The sequence below is a fragment of the Oscillatoria sp. HE19RPO genome, assembly GCF_024220515.1.
Classification (GTDB): Bacteria; Cyanobacteriota; Cyanobacteriia; order Cyanobacteriales; family Laspinemataceae; genus Laspinema.
Genome location: NZ_JAMXOT010000492.1, coordinates 1 through 1,975 on the forward strand (window position 1 = coordinate 1; position 1,975 = coordinate 1,975).

Annotated in this window: 1 protein-coding gene; it reads left to right on the plus strand. The window is 50.2% G+C overall.

Annotated elements, in window-relative coordinates; genetic code table 11:
- The first annotated feature begins 181 nt into the window (after positions 1-181).
- Positions 182-1,837 carry an ABC transporter ATP-binding protein gene (locus tag NG833_RS30015; protein WP_254568923.1) on the plus strand — a complete coding sequence of 552 codons (1,656 nt, stop codon included), beginning with the start codon at positions 182-184 and terminating at the stop codon, positions 1,835-1,837.
- The last annotated feature ends 138 nt before the right edge of the window (positions 1,838-1,975 follow it).

Below are 1,975 nucleotides of genomic sequence, written 5' to 3' on the forward strand. Positions count from 1 at the left end.
GCGGTAACGACTGAAGTCGTTACTACGAACATGAACCCCATCTCCCCGAAGAAACTGGAGGATCCGGACAGGGGTGCGTGAATTGGCTGACGCCAAGTCACGCGGTAACGACTGAAGTCGTTACTACGAACATGAACCCCCTCCTTCCTACTTCCCATCCAATAACCAACCACCAACAAATATGAATGACGCTTTATTTTGTGTAGAAAATCTGCGAGTTGCCTACCCTTCCGGACGTGGTGGGGGTGGGAGTGAGTCGGTTTGGGCGGTGAATGGGGTGTCTTTTACCCTGTCACCCGGGGAACGGATGGGATTGGTGGGAGAATCGGGCTGCGGGAAGTCTACTTTAGGACGCGCCGCGATGCGATTATTGCCGCCTTCTAGCTTAGTCGAGGGACAAGTGTACTTTAAGGGTCAACCAGTGTTTGACTTGACGCCATCGGAGTTACGCCGGTTTCGGGGAGAAGCGGTGGCCCTGATTTTTCAAGACCCGATGACGAGGTTAGACCCTTTGATGACGATTGGGGAGCATTGTATAGAAACCCTGAAGGCTCATCAACCGAATTTAAGCCGAAAACAGGCTAAGGAAAAGGCAGTCGCCACTTTGGAGGCGGTGAAGATTCCGGCAGCGCGATGGTCCCAATATCCTCATGAGTTTAGTGGGGGGATGCGTCAACGGGTGGCGATCGCCTTGGCACTGTTGCTGGATCCGAAGTTAATTGTGGCCGATGAACCGACCACCAGTTTAGATGTGACGGTTTCAGCGGAAATTTTACAGGAACTCACGCGCCTCTGTCGGGACCGGGATTTAGCGCTGTTGCTGATTTCTCACGATTTGGCAATGGTGGGGGAATATTGCGATCGCATTGCTGTTATGTATAAAGGCGAAATGGTGGAAACCGGCAAAACGCAAGAAGTTTTGTTTAATCCGCAACATCCCTATACACAATCCCTGCTCAAAGCTGCCTTACATATTCAGGCGATCGACCCGGATGCAGTACAAACTCCTCCAGACCTTAAATCCACTCCTTTGCTTTCTCTGAAAGACTTGCAGCAACACTATACCCTAGAAACCAACTTACTCGATCGCTGGTTGTCAGGTAAACAAAACCAGACGATTAAAGCGGTGGATGGGGTTAATTTACAGATTTACAAAGGAGAAATTCTCGGGTTAGTGGGAGAATCGGGCTGTGGAAAAAGTACCCTCTCTCGCACAATTTTACAATTGGTGACCCCTACGGGTGGCAATGTGGAATTTTTAGGTCAGGAACTCACCCAACTGTCTCGTCGGTCCATGCAGCAGCAACGCAGACAGATCCAGATGGTGTTTCAAGACCCCCACGCTTGTCTCAATCCGATGATGACGGTGGGACAAAGCATTGCTGACCCTCTGTTTATTCATAAGTTAGCCACGCCGGAACAAGCTAAACAATTGGTGATGCAGATGTTGGAACGGGTGGGGTTGACTCCCGCATCGGACTTTTACGATCGCTATCCTTCGGATTTGTCCGGGGGTCAACAGCAACGGGTGGCGATCGCCCGCGCTTTGATTACTCAGCCTCAGTTACTGATTTGTGATGAGCCGGTGAGTATGTTAGATGCCAGTGTTCAAACTCAGGTGTTGGAGTTGATGTTGGAGTTAAAGCAGGAATTTGACCTGACTTATTTGTTTATTACCCATGATTTGTGGGTGGCGCGGTTTTTCTGCGATCGCATTGCGGTGATGAATTCCGGGCAGATTGTGGAACTCGGCAACACCCGCGAGATTTTCACAAATCCTCAACATCCCTACACCAAAACCCTGCTTGGTGCGGCCCCTCTGTTAGCCCGAACTTAGGGAACTCCAAAAAATAAAACCTTCAAAAAACCCGCAGGCTCAAGCCTGGAGCTACACGGACAAAGCCCGCCTGCGCGGGCTAAAAGAGCCTTGTTAGGTGCGATCGCATCAAAGCAAGGATGATTTATTTGTTGGAAT

Bases quoted from the DNA above. Each gene is read 5' to 3' on its own strand.
- NG833_RS30015 (WP_254568923.1), top strand. From the start codon at position 182: ATGAATGACGCTTTATTTTGTGTAGAAAATCTGCGAGTTGCCTACCCT.